Origin of the sequence: Aeromonas sp. 2MA4 (assembly GCF_029237305.1) — a bacterium.
Taxonomy (GTDB): Bacteria; Pseudomonadota; Gammaproteobacteria; order Enterobacterales; family Aeromonadaceae; genus Aeromonas; species Aeromonas salmonicida.
Map to the genome: position 1 here is coordinate 205,142 of NZ_JAACFY010000005.1, position 24,302 is coordinate 229,443.

Here is a 24,302-nt window from a genome sequence, read left to right on the forward strand (position 1 = left end):
CATGGTTGATGAACATCACAATGTATATCCAAGTAGCTTAAACCAGCTTAATACTGCGATGGAAATAATGCTGGCCCCAATAAAACAAGTGATAACACCATATTTCAGCTGATCTAGAACTGTAAAAAAACCTGTGGAGAAATAAATAGCATTAACTTTCGAATGAGGTGGCAATGTAATTGTGTATGTCAAGGTAAAGGCTGCTGCTAGAGCGAGTGTAACTGGATTAAGGCCTAATGTTTTAGCCAGTGCAATAAATGCAGGAATCAAAATAGTAGTACGTACCGTTTTAGAAGTAAAAATCATGTGGCTATACATGCTTAGGAAAATAACCACAACATAAGTGGTTGTTGGAGTCATTGTTTCCAGTCCCAAGCCATAGACCAGCTTACCAATTATCCATTGAGCCCCCTGGGTTGATTCCAGCGCATTACCTGCAGCATAGGCACCGGCCGCAAATAACATCAAGTCCCATTTTATATTTGCCTCAGACCATGTCAGCAAGCCAACTTTCGGCATCAAACATAAAACTGCAGCTATCACAGCTGTCATATATACACTGATACTCCAGCCATTGAACCAGACTGCGTGATAGTCCTCCGTTGCCCATAGCACGACAGTAAAAATAAAGATCGCTATCGCTCGTTTTTCATTGCTGGTTATCTTACCCAGCGACGCCAATTCGGCTGTCAGTTTATTCATTCCTTCAGAAAAACCCACTTCGCCCTTGAATGAAAACAGCCGTAATCCTACGCCATAAGTAAGAAGCATAGTTAGAATTGCTGTTGGCATGCTGGCCATCAACCAATCCATATAACCAATATTTGCACCAGTTTGTTCTTCAATAAATCGAACAGCTATCATGTTTGCTGCAGTACCCGTCATGACACCAGATGTAGCAATAGCATCAGCTTGCACTCCTAGCAACATTGTTAATTTACCAAAGTTGCTTTCACCTGGGATAGCACGATAAATTTCTAATAAAATAATACAAATAGGCACCATTAGGCTGGCTCTAGCGGTTGTCGATGGAACGAAAAAGGCCAATGCAAAGTTGATGAATATCAGAACCAATAGAGTTTTTTTAGGGGTCTGGCCAAAATGAGTAATCATCCATAGAGCAAAGCGGCGAGCCAGATTCGACTTCATCATGGCTGATGTCAAAATAAATGCTGAGACCATTAACCATATGACATCAAATCCCAGGGTGCTAAATGCAGCTTTTTCTTTTACTGTATTTGTCAACACCAACATAATGATAGCAATTATGGATGTCAAATAGATGGGCAATGATCCTGACACCCACATCACCAAGGCTGAACAAAATATTGCCAATGCCTTTTTACCTTCAGCAGTCAGGCCTTCAGGAGTTGGCATAAACATCAAAACTAAAAATACTACTATTGCAATAGGAATACCAAATTTATTCAAAAATGATGAGCTTTTTAGCTTCTTGTTTAATTGTTGAGGGGGAATATTATGCGATTCACCCAATGGACTGATGTTCATGCGACTTTCTCCTTTTAGCATGTGCCATGTTACTTTCATGGAAAACAGTATGTAAATCCAATTGCTTTTTTGAATTTAAGTCATAAGATTTACCTATTAGGGGGATATCGATGGAGCAAGTCTATATGATGAGTGAGTGTCGACCCCAATAGTAACCCTCATGGTAGTAACTTGAAATCAGGAAGAAAATGATATGAAACCACTGTTCTTCTTACGCAGCTTATGGCATATATATTTTATAACATACCTAACTTTTAGGTGAAAATGATGAATTTAAATCAGCTTCAAGCATTTCTCATTCTGTCCGATTGTCTTAATCTGACCGAAACAGCCAATCTCATGCACTGCTCACAACCAGCAATGAGCCAGAAAATACGGACATTGGAGCAGGAACTAGACACAGTACTATTTGATCGCATTGGGAAGCGTATGCATCTGACTCATCAAGGGGAGGAGTTTCGCATTTACGCAGCACAGGTTATTAATACATTACAAGCAGCACATGAACATCTGCGCCAACTTGATAACCCGCTTAAGGGGACTGTTACATTTGGAGCCAGTAATTTTATTGGTGTCTATCTTATCCCAAGACTGCTTTCATTGTATAAAAAGCAGGCTCCAGATATTAAATTCTTAATAGATATTACGTCCTCACAACATTTACTACGTAAATTGGAGGCAAATGAGGTCGAGTTTCTATTACTGTCTGATCAGATAAAAATAGATTCAGAGCGTTACTTACTAACTGATTTTTATCGCGATACTCTGGTGTTGGTCAGCTCACCTAATCACCGCTTGGCGCAGCAGCGTCATTGTCAGTTGGCTGATTTGTGCAATGAAACTTTTCTGACCAAACCCATTGGCTCGGCAACACGCTCATTCCTGTTCAAGACGATAGAGTCCCATAACGTCCAGTTACATAATTTGCTAGAGATCTCAAGTCAGGAAGCAATTAAACAAGGTGTCATTCACAACCTAGGCATTTCTATTATTTCACGGCTGGCAGTTTCTCATGATATTGAAAGTGGAAGACTGGTCGAGATCCCTATAGAGGGGCTCACATTCGAACGAGGCATCCGCATCGTCCATCATGTGGAGAAACATATGCCGCCTGCAACTGCTTTATTTATAAAAGAAATTCAATTCCTTGCGAGGAGCCTATCAAAAATATGAAAAATGTTGACATTACCAATAATAAATTCGAGTGGTATTTACCGCTGCTATTAAAAATTCTTTCTTAGAGTTTAATATAAATCAGCGCGCATATGGCCACTCTCATATGAGGAACTGCCTTATTAATAAATGTTGTACTAAAGCCTCTCACCGAAAAATGCACTATGGCATTCAATCATGTTCACCATCCTCCAATATCAACGCTCGATCTTTCATTAATGCCAAAGCCATCAGCCACATTGATAAATAGCAGGTCCTCATAATCCCACAGCAAATGCTTTCCATCCCATAAATCCCTTGAACAGGTTGCGAGCCTCCCTCCTTAGACATCTTGGCCACTTTCTTCACCCACTGGACAATAGACAGGAGATAGTCGCTCAGATCGCATGTTGACAGACAGAGTTAACAGTGCTTCACGCAATTGACAGTGGAAGGATCCGTTGGAGCAGCCAACTGCATGATGATGCTATCCTGCGGTGACTTCGGCGGTCACAGTCCCGTTTCAGCATAATGGGAATGATGGTCCATTTAGGAAGGAACACTTGTAGTCAGGAGTAATACTATCTGGCCTGGCGGCAGAAAGGCGCACTTGTAACAGCGGTTGGCATCGCATTTTGCATGGTGTATTGGGAGACTAAAACCAAACCACAAAAGGATTTTAATCTTGTTTGAATGTGTGACCGCCAATGCCTTCGCTCATCATTTTTTACATAGCAAAAAGGCCATCCTTTCGGATGGCCTTTTTGGCTGAATAAATGGCGGAGGAGGTGGGATTTGAACCCACGGATGGTCGCCCATCGCCGGTTTTCAAGACCGGTGCATTCAGCCGCTCTGCCACCCCTCCGCGACAGTGCGGCGAATATTACCCATGGCGATCCGGCTTGTAAATCCCCTTTTGGTTCGTTTGCCGATTTATTGGGCTAAATGACGCATAAAGTCGATAAAACGGGCAGAAACAGCGCTTTTTCAACCAGATAACTTGACTTGAAAACAGACTCACCCACTATAGTGACCATCACGAAATTCCCAGCAAGATGGACTTATGAGAATCAAACATGCCCTGCTTTGCGCCCTGACTGGCGCCACCCTGCTTGCGGCGCCGGTTCAGGCAAGCGAGCTGACCAAGAGCGATGTCGAGCAAATCGTGCGCGACTATCTGGTCAAGAATCCGGAGATCCTGGTCGAGATGTCCAATGCCCTGCGTGCCAAGCAGGAGAGCCAGCAGGCGGCCAACGACAAGAGCCTGATCGAGGCGCACGCCAAGCAGCTCTATTCCAATAAGGATCCCGAGAGCGGCAACCCCAAGGGCAGCCTGACCGTGGTCGAGTTCTTCGATTACAACTGCGGTTACTGCAAGCGCGCCCATCCGCTGATCAAGCAACTGCTGGGTGAAGACAAGGATATCCGCTACATCTACAAGCAGTTCCCCATCCTGAGCGAAACCTCCTACTTCGCCGCCCGTGCGGCGCTGGCGGTGCAACTGGGTCAACCTGACAAATACCAGGCCTTCCACGAGAAGCTGTACGCCCATCAGGGCCCGCTGTCCGATGAAGCACAGGTCAAGCAGCTGGCGGAAGCGGCCGGAGTGAACTGGAGCAAGGTCGAGGCCAAGATCAAGGACGGCAGCATAGATCAGAACCTGGGCACCAACCGGGCGCTGGCCGAAGCCATGAGCATCTCAGGCACACCGGCCTTCATCATAGGTGACCAGATACTGCGTGGCGCCCCCCGCGATCTGGCGAGCCTGAAAGGCTTCATCAAGGATGTGCGAGCGGGCAAGAGCATTCAGTAACCAGGCCCGTCGCACATAAAAAAACGCCCCGGCATTGCGATGCCGGGGCGTTTTGCCATTCAGGCTTTAGCCCTCAGGCCTGATGGGCCGTCGCGAGGAGCTGTCAGCAAGGCGAAGAGCTGCGCAGGGACCGGAGTTTATATGAATAAATGAGGCTCCCGAGCAGCGCATGACCCTTGATCATGGCTTCGCAGCAGGACCATAGCCGTTCGGGTTCTGGCTTTGCCAGCGCCAGGTGTCGGCCATCATCTGTTCGAGCCCGCGCTCAGCCTGCCAGCCCAGCTCGTCACGGGCCTTGTGCGGCTCGGCCCAGCATTCGGCTATGTCACCGGGGCGGCGCGGTTTGATCTGGTACGCTATGGTGCGACCGCTGGCCGCCTCGAACGCCCTGATCATCTGCAGCACGGAATAGCCCTGACCGGTACCCAGGTTGTAGGTAAAGACACCGGTATCGGCAGCGATGCGGGCCAGCGCCTTGAGATGACCGAGGGCGAGATCCACCACGTGGATGTAGTCGCGCACGCCTGTGCCATCCGGGGTCGGATAGTCGTTGCCAAACACTCCCAGCTCCTTGAGCTTGCCGACGCCCACCTGGCTGATATAGGGCAGCAGGTTGTTGGGGATGCCGTTAGGATCTTCACCGATGAGGCCGCTCTCGTGGGCGCCAACCGGGTTGAAGTAGCGCAGCAGCACTATGGCCCAGCGCGGATCGGATTTGGACAAGTCACGCAGTATCTCTTCCACCATCAGCTTGGAGCGACCATAGGGGTTGGTCGCGCTGGTGGGGAAATCTTCCCGCAGCGGCACAGAGGCAGGATCGCCATACACGGTGGCCGACGAGCTGAACACCAGCCGGAACACACCAGCCTTGGCCATCTCCTCGCACAGCACCAAAGTGCCTGTGATGTTGTTCTGGTAGTAGGTGAGCGGGATCTGGCTCGACTCCCCCACCGCCTTGAGACCGGCGAAGTGGATCACGGATTCAATCTTGTGGGCGGCAAACAGCTGCTGCAGGCAGGCTCTGTCCAGCACATCCCCTTCCACAAAGATGACCGGCTTGCCGGTGATCCGCTCGACCCGCTTGAGGGACTCGGGGGAAGAGTTGGACAGGTTGTCCAGCACCACCACCTGCTGCCCGGCACCCAGCAGCTCAACCAGGGTATGTGAGCCGATGTAGCCGGCGCCGCCCGTGACCAATATTGTCATTTGTTATCCCGTGTTCTGGTGAAACTGGGTTGAGTCTACTCGCCCGGTTTCACCAGGAAAAGGCTGAGATACTCATGACACCATCAGTAATCGAGACTGATATCCCCCTTTGCGGTGCAGGAACAGGCCAGTGCGACGCCGCCCTCCAGATCCTGTGCACTCAGCGTCATCACGCTCTGCCGTTCGATCTCGCCAATCGTGGTGCAGCGACAGGCGCCACATACACCGGCGCGACAGGCGGCTATCATGGTCTCGCCAGCCCCCTCCAGTGCGGCCAGCAGGGTCTGGCCCGGCAGTATCTTCACCTTCTTGCCGCTCTTCTTGAGAGTCAGCCAGAAATGGTCGCTGGCGGCAGCAACCGGCGCCGCGCCCGATGTAACAGCGGGCAGGCCGAACGACTCCTGATGCAACTGCTCCGCTGGCAACCCCAGCTCCGCCAACATGCGACTCACCGCCGCCATGTAAGGCGCAGGACCGCACAGGTAGACGTGGCGGCTGTGCAAGTCCGGCGCCAATTCCTTCAGCATGTCCGGGCTGAGTCGGCCCACCCAGGGATAAGCCGTCGGCGCCTCTTCCGGTACTTGCTCCAGCACTAAAGCGTGGCGCACGCCGGGATGAGATTCGGCCAGCTCAGCAAGCTCATCTGCGAAGATCACATCCGCTGGCGAGCGGGCGCTGTGGATAAAGCGGATGTCCGCCTCAGGCCGTTTGGCAAGCTCGTCGCGCAACATGGCCCACATGGGGGTGATGCCGGAGCCTGCGCTGAGCAGCAGCGGCCGCTCGCAGGGCAGCGCAGTCAGGTTGAAGTCGCCAAAAGGGCCGTCGACCCGGATCTCGTCCCCCACCTGCAGGCTCTGGTGCAGATGGTGGGAGACCCGCCCCACATCCTTGATGGTGACTTGCCAGCACGCATCCCGCGGGCTGGAGGAGAGGGTATAGGCGCGGCACATGGGCTGGCCGTCGATCTCTGTGTGCAGGGTCACGCACTGGCCGGCCAGCACGGGGGGCAGGCTTCCTGCAACCGGCGCGAACTGCCAGCTCACCACATCATGGGTGTCGGCGCGACGACCGATGCAACGCAGGGTGAGAGAGGGGGAGGTCATCACAAGGCTCCTCATTTTGAAAACATGTTTTTTAAACACGACGCTTTGAAAAAAAGGCGAGCCATCAGGCTCGCCAAAGGCTTACAACATGCTGAGATGATCAGGCCGGCACGGCCTGCGCGATCACCGGATTCAGGCAGCCAGGATCTCGGCGAGATCTGCTTCGGCCGTAGTGGTCCCTTTCAGGCCGAACTGCTCCTCCAGCACCTTGAGCAGGGCCGGGGTCAGGAAGGCCGGTGCGGTCGGACCGGTGCGAATGTCTTTCACACCGAGCGCCAGCAGGGTGAGCAGGATGACGATGGCCTTCTGTTCGAACCAGGAGAGCACCAGGGTCAACGGCAGGTCATTGACGCCACACTCGAACGCCTCGGAGAGCGCCAGTGCCAGCTGGATGGCGGAGTAGGCATCGTTGCACTGACCCACGTCCAGCAGGCGGGGAATGCCACCTATGTTGCCAAAATCGAGCTTGTTGAACTTGTACTTGCCACAGCCCAGGGTGAGCAGCAGGCTGTCTCGGGGAGCGGCCTTGGCAAACTCGGTGAAGTAGGCGCGCTCGGCCTTGTCGCCGTCACAACCGCCCACCAGGAAGAAGTGGCTGATTTCACCGGCCTTCACCTTCTCAATCACTGCCGGGGCGGCCTGCATCAGGGCATTGCGGGCAAAGCCGATGGTGATGAAGTGCTCGAGCTCTGTGTGTTTGAAACCGTCCAGCGCCAGTGCCTTCGCCACCACGGCGGAGAAGTCATCCCCTTCCAGGTGAGTCACACCCGGCCAGCCGACGATGGAGCGGGTGAAGATGCGGTCGCTGTAGTCGCCCACGTTGGGATCTATGATGCAGTTGGAGGTCATCACCACGGCACCGGGGAAGTTGGCAAACTCCTTCTGCTGGTTCTGCCAGGCGGAGCCGTAGTTGCCCACCAGGTGCGGGTACTGCTTGAAGAAGGGGTAGGCCAGCGCCGGCAACATCTCGCCGTGGGTGTAGACATTGATGCCAGTGCCTGCGGTCTGCTCCAGGATCAGCTTGAGATCCATCATGTCGTGGCCGGAGACCAGGATGCACTTGCCAGGCACAGGGGTGACCCTTGCTTGCGTCGGCTCGGGGTGGCCGAAGGTCGTGGTTTCGCCCAGATCCAGCATCTCCATGACACGGAAGTTGAACAGACCAATCTCCATGGCGCATTTGAACAGGGGATCCAGCTCGCTCGGGTCAGTGCTGAGCCAGCTCATGATGCGATGGAACTCGGCGGCTACCTCGCTATCCTGCTGACCCAGTACCCGGGCATGTTCCATGTAGGCGGCAGCCCCCTTGAGGCCGTAGAGGCAGAGCAGACGCAACCCCATGATGTCTTCGTGCACCTCGCTCTTGCCGCGATTGACCGCGGTTTGCGGCGCATGAGCCAGCTGGGCGAGCAGCTCGTCACCCGGCTCGAAGCCGGCGGCCTCGGGCAAGCCGGTGACTTGCACCGCCAGTGCCGCCAGACGGTCGACCAACTGCTGACGATGAGCCAACGCCTGGTTGACATAGGCAACGATGCGGGCGGAGTCGAAGTTGACGTTGGTGAGGGTGGCGAAGAAGGCCTTGGGCACGAAGGCATCGATCTCGTTGTCGATGACGCCATGTTCGCGGGCGGCCAGCGCCCAGGCGCTGAGGCCCTGCAGCGCATAGATCAGCACATCCTGCAGATCCGAGGTTTCGGCCGTCTTGCCGCACATGCCTTGTGCATAAGCACAGCCATTGCCTGCCGGGGTACGAATTGTCTGTTCACATTGCACACAAAACATCATGCCTCTCCTAATTGGACATTTCAGTTGCTTGTTTTGTGGCGATTCTATGCCCCTCGCCAAAAACTTAATAGGCATTCAATTTGCCAATTAAGTTTTCATTGATGCAGATCAAAAACAAAAAAGCCGCCCAAACAGGGCGGCAAGCGGGTGGATAAAAGGAGAGACAACTCAGGTTTACAACAAAACTCACATCAACAAGCGGTCAGGCAAGATAGGCGCGCAGCATCCAGACCAGTTTTTCCTGCTGCTGCACATAGTCGGAGAGGATGGATGCCGTCCCCTCGTCACCGGCCTCGGCGGCTTGTCCCAGGATCCGGCGCTGGGCGACCAGCAGCTCGCGGAAGCTCTCAAGCAGGGATTCGACACAGGCACGACCGTCATGCAGCCCCTTCTGCTCCGGGATGGCAGAGACTTTCAGGTAGTCGCTGAAGCTGTGCATGGGTACCCCATCCAGGGTGAGGATGCGCTCGGCCAGGGCATCGACCTTGAGCAGCAGATCGTTATAGATCTCTTCAAATTTCAGGTGCAGTTCGAAGAACTGGTTGCCGCGGATATTCCAGTGGAAGCCACGGACGTTCATGTAGAGGATCTGGTAGCTGGCCAGCAACTTGTTCAGCTCGGCGGCCAGAGCTTGTGATTGAACGGTATCAAGACCAATCGGACTTTTCATGTTTCACCTCCAGATTTGACGACGGAGCCAGATTAACGCCATTCAGACTCAAGAGGTAATCGTTGCTACCTGAGTGATTGATAGGGAATGGCTATCGCCTGGTGTGACAACCCGCTGATTATCCAGATTTATCACCCTTGGATGCGTTCGATATAGAGGATCACCTCGCCCAGATGAATGCCGAACTTGCTGATCTCGGCCCGATTGATCAGGCGATCTTCATCCAGCAGGTACATCCAGTCATCAAAGCTCACCCTCACCACCTGCTCATCCGGCAGAACCAGATCGAGCTGATAGCGCCAGTTGAGAGCAAAACCTTCCGTCTTGCCTACCGCCTCCCCCACTACGTCGGATGCGGTACCGCGCCAGTGACCATCTGCCCCCTTGCTCAAAAACCAGGTTCGGGTCTGCTGACGGCCGTCATCAAAGTAGAACTGCTCAAACAATTCGCCCTTGCCATCCTGCCAGCGCCCCACCATCTCGACCCGAAAGCGACTGGTCACTTCGCCGCTGCGGTCTGTCACCAGGCCATGAGCCACCAGTTTGCCATTGAAGAAACGGGCGAGATCCCAGTTCGGCCCCTGACCGCGATAGTCATCCAGACTGGCACCACAGCCAGTGAGCAACAGGAGTGGCAACAAGAACAGAAAACGACAGCAACGATAGAAAGACATTGAGTACTCCAGCATCAGAGTTGACCGCGCAGGCGGCGGGTAAGGGCAGGATCGCGACTGTTGTCGGCAAGCCAGATGGCCAGAAAGGCGACCGCAAATTGTGGATCAGCAAGAGTGCCGAGGGGTTTGTCCTGCCACCAGAAGTGGCCAACCCCGGCTTCATCCACATAGAAGGTCAGTGTGTCCCCCGCCGCCACATCAGGCCAGAAGGCTGCCAGTTGCCCAAGCCACTGCTGGCGCTGCGTCTCGCTGCCAAGCCCCAGCCGTTGCCACTCCTCTGCGGTGGCGGTCAGCAGGTCATCCCGTTCGATATCTCTGGCATAGGTGAGGGTCAGTGCCTGGGGATAGTGGCCCGGCTGATAGCGGCCACTCTGGCTGTAGAGGGTGGCATCATAGAGTTTGAACCAGAGCCAGTTCATCTCCCCCTGTCCGACCGGACGCAGCTGTTGCCAGGGGGCGGCAGAGGCCTGTGCAGAGGGTGCCATCATGGCGCCAAGCGCGGCAATCAGGAGGCTAATTCCACCCCATGTGCCAATTCGCGGGATCTTCCAGTTCATGCCAATCCATCTCCTGTTCCAGCAAGGTGTTGATATCCTGCATCACCACGCGCGCCAGTCGCCCCTGCGCATCACGCTGGCAGGCAACCACCAGATAGTAACGCTCGGTCAGCTCGTGCTGGCTCTCTTTGGTCCACTTGGAAAACAACAAGGCGTCGGTCGAAAAGGTGTTCATCTTGATTCACCCTCAAGCTTGACCGTTACCCACAGGAGTACGGGTAACCACCACATCCAGATCACCGCCAATAGTGCTGTGCTGATCCAGATGCCCCAGGGTAAGTGTACTGCGCCCATGGCCGCTCCCGCCACATAGGAGGAGGCGCCACCCGCCATGCCAAACAGCGCCTGCTGCCAGCGGGGCAAGGGGCGCAACCAGCGCAGTCCATGGCTGAGACTCAAGGCAAATCCCAGCCACAGCAGCACCAGCCAGAGAGGAAAGCCGGCCGGGAATTGAAACAGCCCCAGTTGCCAGAGCAGGCCATCGAGCAGACAGCCAGCCAGAGCCACCGGCAATAGCCACAGATCCCCCTTGCGGCTTGGAGAGAAGATGAAGTGGAGCAGCAGCATCAACAGCAGCGGACCCGGCAGCTGCCATTTCACCGCCAGCAGCCAATAGAGGTTGAACCCCAGCAGATGGGCCCACTGCCACATGGTCAGTGACCGCTCACTGGCACGTCACCGCGCCAGCCCGTTGGCCCTGGTTTGGCCGCTTCCAGCTGGACCAGACTGATGGCCCGCTCCCAGAAGCCCCCCTCGCAATAGGCGAAATAGAAGTGCCACAACCGGATGAAATCCTGGCTGTAACCCAGCTTGGGCAGCTCGGGGGCCAGCGCCAGAAAGCGCTCGCACCAGTGCGCCAGGGTACGGGCATAGTGATGACCGTGATCGTGCAGCCGCACCAGCTGCATGTCGGTCTCGCGGGCAATCAGTCCCGCCATCTGGGAGACACTCGGCAGGCAGCCGCCCGGAAAGATGTAACGCTGGATGAAGTCGACACTGCGCACATACTGGGCGTGGCGCTGATCGGCAATGGTGATGGCCTGAATAAGCAGGCGGCCACCGGGTTTGAGCAAACGTGACAACTGGCGGAAGTAATCGGGCAGGAAGGCGTGGCCCACCGCCTCTATCATCTCGATGGAGACCAGTTTGTCGAAGGTCCCCTCCAGTTTGCGATAATCCTCCAGCAGCAAGGTGATGCGATCTCCGAGTCCCTCCCGCTCGATCCACTCGCGCGCATAGTCATGCTGGGCCTGGGAGATGGTCGTCGTGGTCACCCGGCAGCCATAGTGACGGGCCGCATAAATGGCCAGCCCGCCCCAGCCTGTGCCTATCTCCAGCAGGTGATCGTCCGGCCTCAGCTCAAGGCGCTCGCAGATGGTATGCAGCTTGGCCTGTTGTGCCTCCTCCAGAGTGGACTCTGTCCCCGGATAGATGGCACTCGAATACTGCATATGGCTGTCGAGAAAACCTCGATAAAGGGTATTGCCCAGGTCGTAGTGGGCGGCGATGTTGGATCGTGAACCTGTCAGGGTATTGCGATTGAGCCAGTGGCGCGCCTTGTTGAAGGGGAAACTCAGCCAACTGAGCCGCCGCTCCAGGCTGTCGAGCAGTGTCATGTTGCGGGCCAGCAAGCGTACCAGCGCCACCGGATCCGGGCTGGTCCAGAGCCCTTCTACCCAGGTTTCACCGGCGGCAATGCTGCCTCCCAGCAACAAGCGGCGATAGAAGGCCGGATCCTTTACCACCACTTCGGCGTGCAGGTCAGTGCCAGCCACCCCGAAACTATGACGATCGCTGCCGTCCCGCAGCAGCAGTTGACCGTGCTCGAGACGCCCCAGCAGCTTGAGCAGCAGTTGCCTTGCGCCTTTATCGATGAAAGAGGCCGAACTTGTTGATTGCACCAGTTCCATTAGCGAGTCTCCGGATGGCTGAAAATAGGTGTTCGTTTGATAAAAAGACGCAGGGCCTGCCAGTAGATACCGAGCAGCACCTTCAGGGTCATCCAGGGCCAGCGAGCGAGCAGCGCCATCAGTCCCTTGCGGGACAGGGGCTCGCGGCTCAGCGCCAGGGTGGCGTCAAACAACTTGGCCTCGCCGGACTGGGGATGACTCTCTATGTGGATCAATGTCTCCTGCTCCGGTGGGCGAATGCGCCAGTGGTAGCGCATGGCCAGCCCCATAAACGGGGAGACGTGAAAATCCTTGTCGTGGGGCGTCAGCGCCGCCAGATCCAGCAGGTAATAGTGACGCTCATTCCAGGGGGTGTTCGACACCTCGGCCAGCAGGTAACGCGCCTCACCCTGCCGGTAGCAGAAGTAGAAGTTGACCGGGCTGAAGTAAAAGCCCATGCAGCGTACATTGCCGAGCAGCAGCACTCGCCCGTCCTGCTCGGCTGTGCCCCCCAGCTCTGCCACCTTGTGCCACACCGCCTGCTTGAGGCTCCCCTCGCTGCCTTTGAGATAGTCTTTGCGATGAAAGGAGAGCAACCCGGCCCGCTCCACGCCAAACCAGCGCCCCTGGCTGAGGCTCGGCAGCTCGTCCAGATCCAGCCCCAACATGAAGAGGCTGTAGGAGAAGGCGTGGGCCCTGGGTGCGAAGCGGCGATGTCGCACAGAGCCCTGCCAGATGGCACTGACTGTCTGAGCCATGGTGACAGCACTCATAGCTCGGCTCCGAAGCGTCTGGCGACGTCCAGGGCGCTGCGCACCCCGTCTTCATGAAAACCGTTGTACCAGTAGGCACCGCAAAAGTGGGTGTGATGCTGACCACAGATCTCCAGACGTGCCTGCTGCGCCTGGATGGATGCCTGATTGAACACAGGGTGGTGATAAACGAAGCGGCGCAGCACCTTGCTCTCGTCCACCTTTCCTTTGGGATTGAGGCTGACGCAGAAGGGCTGCGGTGAGTTCACCCCCTGCAATATGTTCATGTTGTAGCTCACCAGCGGCCGCGCCTCGTCGTCCCCGTCCAGCTGATAGTTCCAGCTGGCCCAGGCCTTGCGGCGAGTGGGCAAACAGCTGACATCGGTATGGAGCCAGACATCGTTGGCCTGATAGGCCATGTCGCCCAGAATCGCCTGCTCCCGCTCGCTGACATCCTGCAACAGAGCCAGCGCCTGATCGCTGTGGCAGGCGAGGATCACCTCGTCAAACTGCTCCTCGCCATAGCTGCTTTGGATCAGCACCCCCTCGGCCAGGCGCCGGATCCCCTGCACTGGGCAGGCGAGGCGGATCTGCTGTTGCCAACCTGCGGTCAGCGGGCCTATGTACTCCCGCGAGCCGCCGGGGATCACGTACCACTGAGGGCGATTGGCCACATCGAGCAGGCCATGGTTGGCAAAAAAACGCAGGAAAAAGCCAAGGGGAAAGGCGCGCATGTCCGCCAGGGTGGATGACCAGATGGCCGCCCCCATGGGCAGAATGTAATGGCGGGCGAAGTAGTCACTGAAATCCCCCACCTGCAAGAAATCCCCGAGAGTCAGCTCAGGACTATCTTGCTGCCGTTGACTGTCGGCCAGCCAGGCGCGCGCTTCCCGGTTGAAACGCAGGATCTCGGCGACGAAGCGGTAAAAACCCGGGCTCAGCAAATTGCTGCGCTGGGCAAACAGGGTATCCAGGTTGTGGCCGTTGTACTCGAGCCCCTCCGGGCTTTTCACCGAAAAGCTCATCTCGGCGTCCTGGCGCGCCACGCCGATCCGCTCCAGCAATTTAAGGAAATTGGGATAGGTGCGATCGTTGAATACGATAAAGCCGGTGTCGATGGCATAGCTGCGGCCACCCTGGCTCACATCGACGGTCGCAGTGTGGCCGCCCAGCGTGGGCGCGGCCTCAAACAGGGTAACGTCGTGCAACCTGTGCAGCAGAAAACCGGCGGTGAGGCCCGAGATACCCGAGCCGACGATGGCAATCTTTTTCTTCATGAATGGCGTCCTTTCGAAACAAGCGAGCTGCCAAGGCGCAGCCACAACCACACCGGCAGCGTCCCCAGCGCGCGCAGCAGCCAGATAAAGCGGCTGGGGAAATGGATCTGATGCCGACCCGCAGCAAGCCCGGTCATGATGAGCCGGGAGGCTTGCTCCACCGGCACCAGACAAGGCATGGGAAAATCATTCTTGGCGGTAAGCGGCGTCTGTACAAAACCGGGACGGATCAGGGTCACCGCGATTCCCCTGGCCTTGAGATCGAGTCGCAAGGTGGCAGCCAGATAGTCGAGTGCCGCCTTGGAGGCGCCATAGGCTTCGGCCCTTGGCAGCGGCAACCAGCTCACCGACGAGCTGACGATGGCGAGCCGCGCCCCCTCGCCAAGCAGCGGCAAAAAGGCGGCAAGAGCATGGCCGGTAGCGATGAGATTGGTCTCGATCACCCTGGCAAACAGCTCGCCGTCAAAGCCGTCCGCCACATCCATGTATTCGCAGTTGCCGGCATTGAGGATCAGCAGATCAAGGGGTGGCAAGCTGGCCGCCACCTCTGCCATGGCAACCGCATCCCGTGCATCGAACTGCAAGGGGGTGATGCCGTCCCGGGCCAACTGCGCCAGCCGCTCGCCATCGCGACCACAACCCCATACCTGCCAGCCCGCCTGCCGGTAATCCATCGCCAACTGGCGACCCAGCCCGGAGCTGGCACCCGTGATCAACACTCGTCCGCTCATGATCCCAACCTCCCCTTGATGGTGCGCACCAGGGCGCCCAGCAGCGGCAACTGCTCGTAGAGCATGGCGCCGAGATCGAAGTAGTCGCGATGCAGACACACCTTGTCTGCGTCGTCGAACTCAAGCCGGGTGGCCCCCTCAACCCTCACCGGCTGACCCGCAGCCAGTCTTGGGTGAGAGAAGGTCATGACCCAGCTGATCCAGGCCTCACGACCCTGTTGCTGCTGGCTGGTTATCTCGAAGCGGCAATAAGCGAGGCGCTGGTACATGGCAGCAAAGTAGTCGGTGAGCGCGGCCAGCCCGTCGATGCGGTGCGCCGGATCGATGAAGATCACCTGTTCGGCATAAACCTCTGGCAAGCGGTGCAGTTGCTGCTTGTCCAGTTGCTGGTAAAGGGCAATAAAGCGGGCCAGCGGCTCCTTCATCCTATTTCTCCAGATTTCGAAACATCTCGATGGCTCTCACCCGAGCAAGGGCGTGATCCACCATGGGTGCCGGATACCCCCTTCCTCCTTTGAGTCGCAACCAGTCATGGGGCTGATGCACGTAGGCGGCGGGAATATCGGCCAGTTCAGTTACCCAGGTACGGATAAAGTCTCCTTGTGGATCAAATCGTTGCCCCTGAGTGGTGGGATTGAACACCCGAAAATAGGGGGCCGCATCGGCACCTGTGCCTGCGGCCCATTGCCAGCCACCGTTGTTGGCCGCCAGATCCCCGTCAATCAGCTGGCTCATGAAGTAATCTTCCCCAAGGCGCCAGTGGATATGCAGATCCTTGGTGAGGAAACTCGCCACTATCATCCGCAACCGGTTGTGCATCCAGCCGGTGGCATTGAGGCAGCGCATGGCCGCATCGACGATGGGATAACCGGTACGTCCCTCGCACCAGGCGGCAAAGGCCACGGGATCCCAGCTCCAGGGCAGAGCAGCGGTCTCGGGTTTGAAGGGCAGGTTCATGGAGAGGGTTGGCACCAACACCAGCAAATGACGATAAAATTCGCGCCAGACAAGTTCGTTGAGCCAGACGAAACCGGGTTCTGCCTTGGATTGAGGCCGGTGGCCGAGCCGTTGTTGCAGCGCCCCGACGCACTGACGCGGACTTATGATGCCGGCGGCCAGATAAGGCGAGAGGATGGAGGTGCCCGCCTGCGCCGGAAAATCCCGGGTCTCCCCATAGTCAAGCACCGCCTGTTCCAGAAAGGCGTGCAGACGGCGCTGAGCTTCCGCCTCTCCCACTGGCCAGCGGGGATCCGGCGTTACTTCGCCGAGCGCCCCATAACTCCATTCCCTCGCGGCCAGCGGTTGCCACGGCAGCGGCTCGGCGCGCGGAGCGGGGGCGCGATGAATGACGAAGCCATCCTCCTCCAGCGCCTTGAGCCAGGCACGGCTGAAGGGGGTGAACACCTTGAACATCTCCCCTGACCCGGTCAGCACCCGTCCCGGTGGCAGCACGCAGCAGCCGTTGAACCAGTGGCAGCTCACCTCCTGTTCGGCCAGCATGGCGCTGACGGCCAGGTCGCGGCGCTGCTCGTCGATCTCGATGGCCTGATTGGCATACAGCTGGCTGACACCCAGCTCGCGGCTGAGGCTCGCCAACGCCGTTGGCATCTCGGCAAAGGTCTCCACTCGCAGCAGATGGAGCGGGATACCGAGCGCCGCCAGCGCCCTGCCCAGCTCATCCACCTGCGCCAGCAGAAACTGCTGACGGATAGGGGCCATCTTGTGCTGCTGCCACTGGGTCGGAGAGATGACAAACAGGGCGGCCACCTCTCCCGCCTCGGCGCAAGCGTGTCGCAAAGCCGGATTGTCGGCGAGGCGCAAGTCATTGCGAAACCAGACCAGCTTCATGATGCCTTCCTCCCGCGACTGCGCTTGCCCTGGACTGGCGTCTCTGCCGACTGTGCAGCCAGCCAGTCGGCAAGGGTGGGCTGCCACCCCTGGGTCGCCAGCCACTGGGCGTCATAGAGACTGCCCAGCTCACCAAACAGACAAGTACCATCGGGCCAGCTGGCGGTCATCAGCTCCTGCTTGCCAAGTCCGGCACCCAGCAACACCAGCCAGGGCGTCATGGCACGTCCTTCGAGCAAGGTGGCCAGCCTGGGCTCGACGGCCCCCAGCAGTTGCACCTCATAACCCTGGCTTACCAGCTCATAGGCGCTCCAGACCAAGTCGAGGGGACCAAGCTGCCCCCAGCTTGCGAGGGTAACCGGGCGTCCCTTCTCTTGTTCGATGAGGTGGCGAGCGAAGCGGGTATGCAGCCAGCCCAGCCAGACCTGTTGCAGCAGCTCGCCATCGGGCCGCTCACGCCACAGGCCGAGCAGTTGATCCACCAAGGGTTGCAGCACCCGGCTGCGCACCAGCTCGAACGGGTAGCTCGCCAGCAGTTCGTTAAGCTGCGCTTCGACCTTGCGCTGATTGAAACCAAGTACAGCCTGGCTGATCTGCTCCAGGGTCTGCTGCCAGTGATCGCTGACCAGCTGGGTCTGAGGCTCACTCAACAGTCCCTTGACCTGACCTATGCTCACCCCCCGCTCCAGCCAGCTCAGGATCTCGCCGATCTGGCGAATATCCTGCTCGCTGTAGAGGCGGTGCCCCTTCTCGGTACGGGCCGGTTGCACCAGACCATAGCGGCGCTGCCAGGCACGCAGGGTGACGGGGTTGACACCGGTCAGGCGGGAAACGTCGCGGATGGGATAGATCCCCTCATCCGGCTGGGTGACATCATCTTGTTTGGGTAGGTCAGACATAACGACTTCCATTCAATCTATGGGGCGCCCCGGCCCAAGGGGCCGGGGTCGCAAAACAGGGATCAGAGCCCGTAGCGCAGCTTGAGCGTATCGGGGTGCAGGTCGGGATAGACCCGCTCAACCATACCAAGCCGCACTTTCAGAGCCCGTAGCGCAGCTTGAACGTATCGGGGTGCAGGTCGGGATAGACCTGCTCGACCATACCAAGCCGCACTTTCAGAGCCCGTAACGAAGCTTGAGCGTATCGGGGTGCAGGTCGGGATAGACCTGCTCGACCATACCAAGCCGCACTTTCAGAGCCCGTAACGAAGCTTGAGCGTATCGGGATGCAGGTCGGGATAGATCTGCTCGACCATACCAAGCCGCACTTTCAGAGCCCGTAGCGCAGCTTGAGCGTATCGGGATGCAGGTCGGGATAGACCTGCTCGACCATACCAAGCCGCACTTTCAGAGCCCGTAACGAAGCTTGAGCGTATCGGGATGAGGATTGAGATAAACCTGCCCGGACAGATAGGGATTGGGGTATTCGCGCAGGTAGTGGCGGATCAGGGTCAGCGGCACCAGCAGCGGGAAAATGCCGGTGCGGTACTTGTCGATGGTCTCAGCCAGCTCCTGCTTCTGGGAAGGTGTCAATACCCGCTTGAAGTAACCCTGCAGGTGCATGAGCACATTGGTGTGGCTGCGGCGATTGGCTCTCAGGGTCAGCGCTGTCATCAGCCCCGTGATGTAACTGTCGGCCACCTCCTGCAAGTTGGCCTTGCCGAGGTTGCCAAGCAGTTTGCCCAGCGCCCGATAGTGGGTAGTGGCGTGAGATAGCACCAGATACTTGTAGCGGGAGTGGAACCGGATCAGCGCCGCGGCCGTCAGCCCCTGGGCGCAGAGTTGCTGCCAGTCGTGGTAGGCGAAGACCCGCAGCACGAAATTTTCCCGCAGTATGGGATCGCACAGCCGACCGTCTTCCTCCACCGGCAGCAGGGGATTGGCTTCCATCAACGCCTTGGCGAACAGGCCAATCCCCTCCTTGGCACTCCCCTCGTTGTTGGCGCCATAGATGCGCACCCGCTCCATGCCACAACTGGGTGACTTGGCGCAGAGGATATAACCGGAGATGAAGTCGAGCTGGCGAGCCTTCTGCTCGCTGAAGGCGATCAGCTGCTCGGTGACATCGAAGCTGCCGTTGCTCGCCTCGGCGCGTATTTCGCCGTTGCGCTTGACCAGCCGGATGGCGGCGCGGGGCGATCCCAGACCAATGGCCATCTCGGGACAGACGGGGTGATAGTCAAAGTGAGCGCCAAGATCCCGTTCGCAGAAACTGGAGCGCTTGTGGCCCCCATCGAACCGCACTTCCTGTCCCAGCAAGCAGGCACTGATACCGACTTTAATCTTGTACATGTTGGCGCTCCTTGTATAAGCCTTGATTCAGTTATAGCAGTTATACAAAAGAATGGAAGCTGTATAACTATTGCGGACTGAATACGGCGCAAGGGCGACATCTGGATCACCAGAAACCAAAAAGCCCATGACTGACGTCATGGGCAAGCAATCAAGACACTACGGGAGGGAAGATCAGAAGCTGTACTTCACACCCAGGCTGGAGATGGAACCTTTTTGCATATCCCAGTTGCGATAGGTGTAGTCGGCGGTGAGGGCCAGGTTCTGGCTCACCTTGTAGGCGGCGCCCACTTTGAAATCCTGCATGTCGTCGGTCATGTTGGCGTAACGGTAGCCGGTGGAGAGCTCGACGGCGCCAATGTCATAACGCAGGCCCACTTCACCGTACATGCTGCCGCTGCTCTTGCGGACGATCTGATCCCAACCGCTGCCCTCTAGGTTGGCCTCTGTCTGGCGCTCCACGCTGTAGCCCATCAGACCCGCTTCACCGTACAGGTTCAGACCCGTGCTCAGCGGGGTGTAGACACCCAGACCCAGGCTGGAGATGCCCATGCTGTCATTGCCGTCGTTGCGGGAGGTGTATTCACTGCCCATACGGCCATAGAAATTGGAACCGAAGCTCTTGGAGACGTCCAGGTTCAGGCCACCGAAGTCGCGGTTGTTGCTGTCTTTGCCATCAAGCTTGTCACCGATATAGTCAGATTTGGTGTGGGCCCAGGTCAGGCCGCCCTTGGCGTAGCTGAAGGCATCCTGTGCCAGAGCGGAAGTAGAAGCGAAACCGGCCAGAACCAGAACAGAAAGTGCAACTTTTTTCATTTTGATGACTCCTCGTGTTGAGCTAGTTGAGACCTAGCTGGAATGGAGTCATTGTGCCGAGGGGCGTGCAGAATGCCGAGCGGCAAGCTGTTGCCAAATCATGTCAGATGTAAGCAACTGTTGCTGGCGGTTACCGGGTTAACACTTGAACTGAAACAGGCTCCGTAACGGAGCCTGTTTGGCAAGGGCTTAGCGAAACTCCACTTCCTCAATCTCGACCCGCACCAGGGGTTTGCCGGTCAGGCCAGCCGGGCGAGGCATCTCGAGCACCAGGGAGGGACGCTGCTGCCCCTTGCGCAGATAGGATTCCGGCAGACGGTTCTCGCCGACCCAGAAACGGGCCTCCTGTCTGGCCAGCTGCGCACCCTGTTCGCTGAACAGGGTGACAGTGCCACGCACCCGCACCACGCTGCGGGTGCCGGTGTTGCTCACGGTAAATTGCAGCAGCAAGGGATCCGAGCCCTCAACCTTGTCGAGCTTGACGCCGATGCCGTCCTTGACCACCTGAGCCAGCAGATCCGGATTGGTCATCGCCTGCTCGGTCAGCACAGGCACGGCAACCGCACCCGTGGCCCTCTCGCCGCTCGCCGTCGGCTTGATCAGCAGATATTCCCAGGTGAAGTCATCGTTGAGCTGCACCTGGCGGCCATCCGGCAGGGTCACCTGGGTCATGGGGGCGGCCTGAGCCAACAAGGGGGACAGGCAGAGGGCAACCAGCAGGCGGGACAAGGGTTTCATAGGGTGATGGCTCGGCGTCGATGGAAAAGGGCGTCAGTATAAAGAGTCGGCTCCGGCTTGCCTATGACCCGACTCACGTTCTTGCCCTCTGCCGTGGCGCTCGTCTCAGCGCAGAGACTCCTGTCGCTCCTCTTCCTGCACCATGTCCAGGGTCACCAGATCGAACTCTGTGCTCTTGAGGGCATTGAGGATATCCGGTTGCAGATCAAAGGCCTGAGCACGAAGCTTCGGTGGCACTCTCACCCGCGCCAGGGTAGTCGCCTGATCGGAGAGGGTATGAAAGAACACCTGCGCCTCCTCCAACCCCATGTCGGCCAGCATCTGCTCTGCCATGTCCACCATCCGCAGATGATGCTTGTCCACCAGCTCGAGATCGGAGAAGCGGCGGCTCAAGCAGCCATAGGCGCTCTTGCCCCAGCGCCCCAGTTGTCGCTTGTTGAAACCATAGCGAAAATCCCTGTGGGTCATGCCCTGCTCGGCAAACAGCCAGAGGGTGTTGGCCGGCAAAGTGCCAAAACGATGCAAGTACTCCTGTTGCTCCTCGACCGGGGCGGGCAACAGCATGGGCAGATGGCTCCAGTCAGTTTCCTGCGCCATGAGGTGGCAGATATAGCGCACAGGGTCGATGACCTCGTTGAGGTGACGCAGATGATCGCAGAAGATCATCTCGTCGGTCTTGATGACGATCTGCTCGATACCGTAGCGCTGGCAGTAGCGCTTGGCCCGCGCTATCTCCTTGCGGTGGCGGGTCGGGCTGTCCAGGGTGATGGCCCGGATCCGGACGCCGCTGGCTCGGCACAAATCCATGCTGTAGCAGGATTCCAGTCGGCCAGAAAAGGAGACCACCAGCTCGCCGTAACTGGCCAGGGTCTCGATAAGTGACTGTTCCCTGGTCTGAAAGGTCTGATCGTATCCTCGATTCAGCACAACTATATTGGCAGCCATAACGACAGCACCGGATGATGAATTGGCGGCCATTGTGCCGGTACAATCCTGAATACACCCTTAAAAAACAAGTTTAATCAGAATTTAATTATAATTTCATGACAATTATCTTCATTTTCATCTTGGATGGAGTCATAAATCCGCAGTTTCGCCTGATGCACTCTGTGTGCTCGCAAAAAGCCTTCGGCCTGTTCGAGGGAGCCGAATGTCAGCCGTGCCCCCTCACTGTCGGTGAGACATTGCATCTCGCCATCCACATCGACGCAGAGCTGGTAACCGCTGCCATCCTTGCAGGCAATCAGCAAGCCGGCAGCCGGATAGTGACTCAACCAATTGCGAAACCGGCCATGCTCCATGACTTCTCCTCGAGCATTCCTGACAGTCAGCTCAACCGGGCAGATAGCCCAGCGATACCAGCTGCTGACGACAGCTGTGCGCATCGGTAAACACCATGCCCCTGATCCCCAGCGCTTCGGCAGCGGCCACATTGGCGGGGCTGTCATCGATAAACAGACACTCGTCGGCCTTCAAATCAAACGACACCAGCAGGTAGCGGTAAATATCCGGCTCCGGCTTTATCATCCGCACCCGCGCCGACACCACCTTGCCGCTGAAGAAGCGCCAGAACGGCTGCTGCTCCAGCCAGTCGATGCTGGCATGACCCATATTGGAGAGCGCATAGAGAGTGTGGCCTGCGCCATGCAGCTCGGCTATCAGGGTCAGCATAGCGGGATCCGGCAAGAGCGAAGCGGGCACAGCCTGCAAAATGGTGAGATTCTCTGCCGCTGACAAACCTGTACGCTCCTGCGCCTGACGGGCCATGGTATGCAGTGACAGCGTGCCCCTGTCCACTTCCAGCCAGTCCGGGTGGTTGAACAGCCGCTCCGCCAGCGCCTCAGCGCCGCCCGGCCCTCGCACCGAACTCACTATGGCCACAGGATCCCAGCTCACCACTACCCGCCCCAGATCGAAAATAATCGCCATGTTCACTTCCTCCATATGCCTCTGCCGCCAGGCTGACAGTACCAATCCAGCTCTTTAGCGCCCCGGCCAGCGCCAGCAAATACCCTGCTCCGTTCGCACCCCACGGGCAAGTTTTACTTGCATCCCGGGTCCAAATCCCTTAATGGTTATGACGATATTTTCAGGACAAGACCCATGCACGCACCATTCTTCTTTGCTTTCTCGTTTATCCGGCCCACATGAGGGAAGGCCCTGTCGTCGCGTGAACAGCAACCAAAGACGAATCGAGCCTCCCCTAGTGGAGGCTTTTTTTTGCAGCTACAACAATCGATTACTTGGATAGGGAACAATCATGGCTACGCTCGACGAGATCAGACAAGACATCACCCGGTTGGATCAGGAGCTGCTTGCCCTGCTGGCCAAGCGCAAGACTCTCAGTATCGAGGTCGCCCGTGCCAAGCAGGCCAATCCCCGTCCCATTCGCGATACCCAGCGCGAGCAGGACTTGCTGGTCGCCCTGATCCAGCAGGGCCGGCTGCTGGGGCTGGATGCCCAGTACATCACCCGCATCTACCACACCATCATCGAAGATTCGGTGCTCTCCCAGCAGGCCTATCTGCAGAGCCTGCTCAACCCGGAGCAGCAGGAGCCCATGACCAGCGTCGCCTATCTAGGCCCGCGCGGCTCCTACTCCAGCCTGGCGGCCCGCAAGTATCTGGCCCGCTACAAGGATCAGGTGATAGAGGTGAATTGCCAGAACTTCCGCGAGGTGCTGGATGCGGTGGAGTCAGGGCGCGCCGCCTTTGGCGTCTTGCCCATCGAGAACACCAGCTCGGGCTCCATCAACGAGGTGTATGACGTGATGCAGCACACCAGCCTCTCCATCGTCGGTGAGCTGACCTATCCCATAGAGCACTGCATCCTCACCGCAGTGCCGACAGAGCTGGGTCGCATCAAGACTTTCTACGCCCATCCCCAGGTGTTCCAGCAGTGCTCCTACTACCTCAGCAAGCTGGAAGGGGCGCGCCACGAGATCTGCGATTCTTCTTCCAGCGCCATGATGAAGGTGAAAGAGCTGGCCAGCCCCGATGCCGCCGCCATCGGCAGCGCAGCCGGCGGTGAGCTCTATGGCCTGAACGTGCTGGCCGAACAGCTCGCCAACCAGAAGGAGAACTACAGCCGCTTCATCGTTGTGGCGCGCAAACCCATCGACGTAGCGCCGCAAATTCCGGCCAAGACCACCCTCATCATGTCCACCTCCCAGAAACCGGGCTCCCTGGTGGAGGCGCTGCTGGTGCTGCGCAACAACGAGATCAACATGACCAAGCTTGAATCCCGGCCGGTACAGGGCAACCCCTGGGAAGAGATGTTCTATCTGGATGTCTCCGCCAACCTGCAGACGCCGGCCATGCAAGCCGCATTGATCGAGCTGACCAAGCTCACCCGCTACATCAAGGTGCTTGGCTGCTACCCGAGCGAAGACGTCAAGCCGACCACAGTGCCGCCGGTCCTGATGGGCAACTGACCGTCAACAGCAAACAAAAAGGCGAACATCATGTTCGCCTTTTTGTTTTTACCTCAGC

Annotated in this window: 25 protein-coding genes, 1 tRNA gene and 1 other annotated feature; of the genes, 3 read left to right on the forward strand and 23 right to left on the reverse strand. The window is 57.4% G+C overall.

Annotated features, from left to right (window positions below):
• Positions 1 to 15 precede the first annotated feature (15 nt).
• Positions 16 to 1,509 carry a DASS family sodium-coupled anion symporter gene (locus GWQ31_RS07725; protein WP_275909037.1) on the reverse strand — a complete coding sequence of 498 codons (1,494 nt, stop codon included), beginning with the start codon at positions 1,507 to 1,509 and terminating at the stop codon, positions 16 to 18.
• 267 nt (positions 1,510 to 1,776) lie between these two features.
• Here GWQ31_RS07725 and GWQ31_RS07730 point away from each other — a divergent pair, with 267 nt between their 5' ends.
• Positions 1,777 to 2,682 (forward strand): LysR family transcriptional regulator, encoded by a 906-nt coding sequence (locus GWQ31_RS07730; protein WP_275906449.1) that lies wholly within the window; start codon positions 1,777 to 1,779, stop codon positions 2,680 to 2,682.
• Positions 2,683 to 3,438: 756 nt separating this feature from the next.
• Here the strand turns inward: GWQ31_RS07730 and GWQ31_RS07735 are convergent.
• Positions 3,439 to 3,526, reverse strand: a tRNA-Ser gene (locus tag GWQ31_RS07735).
• A gap of 198 nt (positions 3,527 to 3,724) precedes the next feature.
• On the opposite strand from GWQ31_RS07735, the gene GWQ31_RS07740 reads away from it, so the two are divergent.
• Entirely contained in the window at positions 3,725 to 4,474 is a 750-nt protein-coding gene (locus GWQ31_RS07740) for a DsbA family protein (RefSeq protein WP_021140953.1), read from the forward strand.
• A 180-nt stretch (positions 4,475 to 4,654) separates the two neighbouring features.
• On the opposite strand, the gene galE is transcribed toward GWQ31_RS07740, so the two are convergent.
• From galE to GWQ31_RS07845, 21 genes are all read right to left on the reverse strand, one after another.
• The gene (galE, locus tag GWQ31_RS07745; protein WP_265461616.1) at positions 4,655 to 5,680 is read right to left on the reverse strand and encodes a UDP-glucose 4-epimerase GalE; all 1,026 of its coding nucleotides are present in this window, start codon (positions 5,678 to 5,680) and stop codon (positions 4,655 to 4,657) included.
• An 83-nt stretch (positions 5,681 to 5,763) separates the two neighbouring features.
• A complete protein-coding gene (locus GWQ31_RS07750) occupies positions 5,764 to 6,783 on the reverse strand; it encodes a hybrid-cluster NAD(P)-dependent oxidoreductase (protein WP_275909038.1) in 1,020 nt (339 codons plus the stop codon).
• A gap of 132 nt (positions 6,784 to 6,915) precedes the next feature.
• Positions 6,916 to 8,565: a hydroxylamine reductase gene (hcp, locus tag GWQ31_RS07755; RefSeq protein WP_275909039.1), complete on the reverse strand. Its 1,650-nt coding sequence runs from the start codon at positions 8,563 to 8,565 to the stop codon at positions 6,916 to 6,918.
• A gap of 205 nt (positions 8,566 to 8,770) precedes the next feature.
• Entirely contained in the window at positions 8,771 to 9,238 is a 468-nt protein-coding gene (locus GWQ31_RS07760) for a Dps family protein (RefSeq protein WP_021140949.1), read from the reverse strand.
• 131 nt (positions 9,239 to 9,369) lie between these two features.
• Entirely contained in the window at positions 9,370 to 9,912 is a 543-nt protein-coding gene (locus tag GWQ31_RS07765; protein ID WP_275909040.1) for a DUF3833 domain-containing protein, read from the reverse strand.
• Between the two features lie 14 nt (positions 9,913 to 9,926).
• Entirely contained in the window at positions 9,927 to 10,469 is a 543-nt protein-coding gene (locus GWQ31_RS07770) for a chalcone isomerase family protein (protein WP_265433006.1), read from the reverse strand.
• On the reverse strand, positions 10,426 to 10,644 hold the full coding sequence (locus tag GWQ31_RS07775; RefSeq protein WP_005311934.1) for a TIGR02450 family Trp-rich protein: 219 nt from the start codon (positions 10,642 to 10,644) through the stop codon (positions 10,426 to 10,428). The genes GWQ31_RS07770 and GWQ31_RS07775 overlap by 44 nt, the downstream gene beginning before the upstream one ends.
• Positions 10,641 to 11,120: a DUF2878 domain-containing protein gene (locus GWQ31_RS07780; RefSeq protein WP_275909041.1), complete on the reverse strand. Its 480-nt coding sequence runs from the start codon at positions 11,118 to 11,120 to the stop codon at positions 10,641 to 10,643. The genes GWQ31_RS07775 and GWQ31_RS07780 overlap by 4 nt, the downstream gene beginning before the upstream one ends.
• A gap of 2 nt (positions 11,121 to 11,122) precedes the next feature.
• A complete protein-coding gene (locus GWQ31_RS07785) occupies positions 11,123 to 12,379 on the reverse strand; it encodes a cyclopropane-fatty-acyl-phospholipid synthase family protein (protein ID WP_234593174.1) in 1,257 nt (418 codons plus the stop codon).
• Entirely contained in the window at positions 12,379 to 13,131 is a 753-nt protein-coding gene (locus GWQ31_RS07790; protein WP_275909042.1) for a DUF1365 domain-containing protein, read from the reverse strand. Before GWQ31_RS07790 ends, GWQ31_RS07785 begins: the two co-directional genes overlap by 1 nt.
• Positions 13,128 to 14,387, reverse strand: coding sequence for an FAD-dependent oxidoreductase (locus GWQ31_RS07795; protein ID WP_059112956.1), 1,260 nt, complete (start codon positions 14,385 to 14,387; stop codon positions 13,128 to 13,130). Before GWQ31_RS07795 ends, GWQ31_RS07790 begins: the two co-directional genes overlap by 4 nt.
• Positions 14,384 to 15,118: an SDR family NAD(P)-dependent oxidoreductase gene (locus GWQ31_RS07800; protein WP_275909043.1), complete on the reverse strand. Its 735-nt coding sequence runs from the start codon at positions 15,116 to 15,118 to the stop codon at positions 14,384 to 14,386. The genes GWQ31_RS07795 and GWQ31_RS07800 overlap by 4 nt, the downstream gene beginning before the upstream one ends.
• Positions 15,115 to 15,543, reverse strand: coding sequence for a nuclear transport factor 2 family protein (locus tag GWQ31_RS07805; RefSeq protein ID WP_021140940.1), 429 nt, complete (start codon positions 15,541 to 15,543; stop codon positions 15,115 to 15,117). The genes GWQ31_RS07800 and GWQ31_RS07805 overlap by 4 nt, the downstream gene beginning before the upstream one ends.
• A gap of 1 nt (position 15,544) precedes the next feature.
• A complete protein-coding gene (phrB, locus tag GWQ31_RS07810) occupies positions 15,545 to 16,966 on the reverse strand; it encodes a deoxyribodipyrimidine photo-lyase (protein WP_275909044.1) in 1,422 nt (473 codons plus the stop codon).
• Positions 16,963 to 17,865 carry a MerR family transcriptional regulator gene (locus GWQ31_RS07815; RefSeq protein ID WP_275906457.1) on the reverse strand — a complete coding sequence of 301 codons (903 nt, stop codon included), beginning with the start codon at positions 17,863 to 17,865 and terminating at the stop codon, positions 16,963 to 16,965. Before GWQ31_RS07815 ends, phrB begins: the two co-directional genes overlap by 4 nt.
• A gap of 447 nt (positions 17,866 to 18,312) precedes the next feature.
• Entirely contained in the window at positions 18,313 to 19,257 is a 945-nt protein-coding gene (locus GWQ31_RS07820) for a DUF523 and DUF1722 domain-containing protein (protein WP_087756312.1), read from the reverse strand.
• A gap of 174 nt (positions 19,258 to 19,431) precedes the next feature.
• Entirely contained in the window at positions 19,432 to 20,073 is a 642-nt protein-coding gene (locus GWQ31_RS07825; protein ID WP_275909045.1) for an outer membrane beta-barrel protein, read from the reverse strand.
• 189 nt (positions 20,074 to 20,262) lie between these two features.
• The gene (locus tag GWQ31_RS07830; RefSeq protein WP_275909046.1) at positions 20,263 to 20,811 is read right to left on the reverse strand and encodes a DUF3157 family protein; all 549 of its coding nucleotides are present in this window, start codon (positions 20,809 to 20,811) and stop codon (positions 20,263 to 20,265) included.
• 105 nt (positions 20,812 to 20,916) lie between these two features.
• Positions 20,917 to 21,789: a hypothetical protein gene (locus GWQ31_RS07835; protein WP_275909047.1), complete on the reverse strand. Its 873-nt coding sequence runs from the start codon at positions 21,787 to 21,789 to the stop codon at positions 20,917 to 20,919.
• A gap of 44 nt (positions 21,790 to 21,833) precedes the next feature.
• Positions 21,834 to 22,112 carry a DUF6482 family protein gene (locus tag GWQ31_RS07840; protein ID WP_265461601.1) on the reverse strand — a complete coding sequence of 93 codons (279 nt, stop codon included), beginning with the start codon at positions 22,110 to 22,112 and terminating at the stop codon, positions 21,834 to 21,836.
• A 31-nt stretch (positions 22,113 to 22,143) separates the two neighbouring features.
• Positions 22,144 to 22,740 (reverse strand): HAD family phosphatase, encoded by a 597-nt coding sequence (locus GWQ31_RS07845; protein WP_275909048.1) that lies wholly within the window; start codon positions 22,738 to 22,740, stop codon positions 22,144 to 22,146.
• Positions 22,741 to 22,910: 170 nt separating this feature from the next.
• Positions 22,911 to 23,033 (forward strand) — a sequence feature (Phe leader region).
• A 38-nt stretch (positions 23,034 to 23,071) separates the two neighbouring features.
• Here GWQ31_RS07845 and pheA point away from each other — a divergent pair.
• Entirely contained in the window at positions 23,072 to 24,244 is a 1,173-nt protein-coding gene (gene pheA / locus GWQ31_RS07850; RefSeq protein ID WP_275909049.1) for a prephenate dehydratase, read from the forward strand.
• Positions 24,245 to 24,302: the final 58 nt, after the last annotated feature.

Coding starts and splice junctions, on each gene's coding strand:
- GWQ31_RS07800 (WP_275909043.1), bottom strand. CDS start 15,118: ATGAGCGGACGAGTGTTGATCACGGGTGCCAGCTCCGGGCTGGGTCGC.
- GWQ31_RS07805 (WP_021140940.1), bottom strand. CDS start 15,543: ATGAAGGAGCCGCTGGCCCGCTTTATTGCCCTTTACCAGCAACTGGAC.
- pheA (WP_275909049.1), top strand. CDS start 23,072: ATGGCTACGCTCGACGAGATCAGACAAGACATCACCCGGTTGGATCAG.
- GWQ31_RS07760 (WP_021140949.1), bottom strand. CDS start 9,238: ATGAAAAGTCCGATTGGTCTTGATACCGTTCAATCACAAGCTCTGGCC.
- GWQ31_RS07815 (WP_275906457.1), bottom strand. CDS start 17,865: ATGTCTGACCTACCCAAACAAGATGATGTCACCCAGCCGGATGAGGGG.
- GWQ31_RS07840 (WP_265461601.1), bottom strand. CDS start 22,112: ATGGAGCATGGCCGGTTTCGCAATTGGTTGAGTCACTATCCGGCTGCC.
- phrB (WP_275909044.1), bottom strand. CDS start 16,966: ATGAAGCTGGTCTGGTTTCGCAATGACTTGCGCCTCGCCGACAATCCG.
- GWQ31_RS07825 (WP_275909045.1), bottom strand. CDS start 20,073: ATGAAAAAAGTTGCACTTTCTGTTCTGGTTCTGGCCGGTTTCGCTTCT.
- GWQ31_RS07830 (WP_275909046.1), bottom strand. CDS start 20,811: ATGAAACCCTTGTCCCGCCTGCTGGTTGCCCTCTGCCTGTCCCCCTTG.
- GWQ31_RS07835 (WP_275909047.1), bottom strand. CDS start 21,789: ATGGCCGCCAATTCATCATCCGGTGCTGTCGTTATGGCTGCCAATATA.
- GWQ31_RS07845 (WP_275909048.1), bottom strand. CDS start 22,740: ATGGCGATTATTTTCGATCTGGGGCGGGTAGTGGTGAGCTGGGATCCT.
- GWQ31_RS07730 (WP_275906449.1), top strand. CDS start 1,777: ATGAATTTAAATCAGCTTCAAGCATTTCTCATTCTGTCCGATTGTCTT.
- GWQ31_RS07795 (WP_059112956.1), bottom strand. CDS start 14,387: ATGAAGAAAAAGATTGCCATCGTCGGCTCGGGTATCTCGGGCCTCACC.
- GWQ31_RS07775 (WP_005311934.1), bottom strand. CDS start 10,644: ATGAACACCTTTTCGACCGACGCCTTGTTGTTTTCCAAGTGGACCAAA.
- GWQ31_RS07750 (WP_275909038.1), bottom strand. CDS start 6,783: ATGACCTCCCCCTCTCTCACCCTGCGTTGCATCGGTCGTCGCGCCGAC.
- GWQ31_RS07740 (WP_021140953.1), top strand. CDS start 3,725: ATGAGAATCAAACATGCCCTGCTTTGCGCCCTGACTGGCGCCACCCTG.
- galE (WP_265461616.1), bottom strand. CDS start 5,680: ATGACAATATTGGTCACGGGCGGCGCCGGCTACATCGGCTCACATACC.
- GWQ31_RS07790 (WP_275909042.1), bottom strand. CDS start 13,131: ATGAGTGCTGTCACCATGGCTCAGACAGTCAGTGCCATCTGGCAGGGC.
- GWQ31_RS07780 (WP_275909041.1), bottom strand. CDS start 11,120: ATGTGGCAGTGGGCCCATCTGCTGGGGTTCAACCTCTATTGGCTGCTG.
- GWQ31_RS07725 (WP_275909037.1), bottom strand. CDS start 1,509: ATGAACATCAGTCCATTGGGTGAATCGCATAATATTCCCCCTCAACAA.
- GWQ31_RS07770 (WP_265433006.1), bottom strand. CDS start 10,469: ATGAACTGGAAGATCCCGCGAATTGGCACATGGGGTGGAATTAGCCTC.
- GWQ31_RS07765 (WP_275909040.1), bottom strand. CDS start 9,912: ATGTCTTTCTATCGTTGCTGTCGTTTTCTGTTCTTGTTGCCACTCCTG.
- GWQ31_RS07820 (WP_087756312.1), bottom strand. CDS start 19,257: ATGTACAAGATTAAAGTCGGTATCAGTGCCTGCTTGCTGGGACAGGAA.
- hcp (WP_275909039.1), bottom strand. CDS start 8,565: ATGTTTTGTGTGCAATGTGAACAGACAATTCGTACCCCGGCAGGCAAT.
- GWQ31_RS07785 (WP_234593174.1), bottom strand. CDS start 12,379: ATGGAACTGGTGCAATCAACAAGTTCGGCCTCTTTCATCGATAAAGGC.